The sequence below is a fragment of the Ectobacillus antri genome (assembly GCF_003852715.1).
GTDB lineage: Bacteria > Bacillota > Bacilli > Bacillales > Bacillaceae_G > Ectobacillus > Ectobacillus antri.
Genome location: NZ_RIAV01000059.1, coordinates 1 through 1,436 on the forward strand (window position 1 = coordinate 1; position 1,436 = coordinate 1,436).

At 39.4% G+C, this 1,436-nt stretch carries 1 protein-coding gene and 1 pseudogene; one reads left to right on the forward strand and one right to left on the reverse strand.

Going from position 1 to position 1,436, the window contains the following annotated elements; translation table 11 throughout:
- Window positions 1-535 precede the first annotated feature (535 nt).
- Window positions 536-1,102, forward strand: a pseudogene (locus EEJ45_RS18005) (transposase); the annotation flags it as partial.
- A gap of 148 nt (window positions 1,103-1,250) precedes the next feature.
- Here EEJ45_RS18005 and EEJ45_RS18010 read toward each other — a convergent pair.
- A partial coding sequence (locus tag EEJ45_RS18010) for a helix-turn-helix domain-containing protein (RefSeq protein ID WP_164464351.1) occupies window positions 1,251-1,436 on the reverse strand: 186 nt, incomplete at its 5' end.

Consider the following 1,436-nt stretch of genomic DNA (forward strand, 5'->3'; position numbering starts at 1 on the left):
AAAAAATCATATTTTAGTAGGCTTCTTTGTCATGCCTACTTTTCCGTTACTCGCTAGTTTTGAAACAAGGATCATTTCGTATATAGTCATTTACGTTGTTAGCTTGATGGGCATGGGGTCCCGTCAGGAAAATGCGGATTTACAACGTTAAGCCTATTTTCCTGACGATTCCCCCATTTTTAACAACGTTAAGAAAGTTTTAGTGGTCTTAAAGAATCTAATGAGATCACTTTCTTCGAATTAAAATGATATTCTCCTAGCAAATTAATATGTTCCCAACTGTTTTGTGCAATGAAAAAGTGCAGAGTTGTGCAGTATATTAAATTCATTTTGTTGATTAAATATTCATTTATGGTCGCTGAGGGTGGGCTTGACATGGAGCCTCTACAGGCATGATCCTCCTGCCAAGAATCCAGCCATTAAAGGGATTGGCAGAACCGACACAAGTCTATCATGCCTGCCACTCCACGTAAAGCCCTGGTGCATACCAATGAATAGGAATTCTGCAACATTCTGCACTTTTATTCTGCAATAAACAGACGATCAAACGCAAACGCGTTTGAAAAATCAAGCAATACGTGAGAAGAAAAAGGGTATTGTCATGAAGGATAAAAGTAAGCGTTTGATGGGCATGAATGTATATATCACGAACACATCGCCAGAAGAAGTGCCGACTAACTACGTGCATGCCTTGTATTCACTACGTTGGCAAATAGAGATTTTGTTTAAAACATGGAAGTCGTTCTTTGAAATTGATGAGTGTAAGAACATCAAAAAAGAACGTCTTGAATGCCATTTGTATGGCCAACTCATTGGCATTCTCATCTGTTCCTCTACGATGTTTCACATGCGGCAGTTTCTACTCGAAAAGCAGAAGCAAGAACTGAGCGAATACAAAGCAATTTATATGATTAAGGATTACTTTCCGTTACTGTTCCAAGCAATGGCAGTTGACACAGATGAACTCTTGGCGATTCTGGATCGCCTCTATCAATTGCTTAAAAAGAATGGTCGTAAATGTCATCGTTACAAAAAAATGACTGTCTTCGATATTCTTGGTGTTGTCTATGAAACGACGGTGAATAAAAAACAAGCTGCCTAGCGAAAAAATCACATTTTCATAGGTTTATTTGGCATGTTTACTTTTCCAAAACGCATTAGTTACAGTACAAAAATCAAGGTGTAGCTAAAGTTTCTCACCGTTGGCTTGATGGAGATGTGACGCTACCCCAAAAGGACTGTATTTTCGTCTAAGGCGTTTTTTTTATCCAATCCAACTGGCGTCGAAACGCTTTTTGTTTCTTTGGATCTGCTTTTTTGAGCACATAAGTTGGGCGTGTATAGGAAAGCGAAAGGCGCCAAAGCATACGCAATACACCTGTTCTCGTCAGCTCCACGTTATACACGCGTTGGATGTGCTCACGAATGAGTGGAAC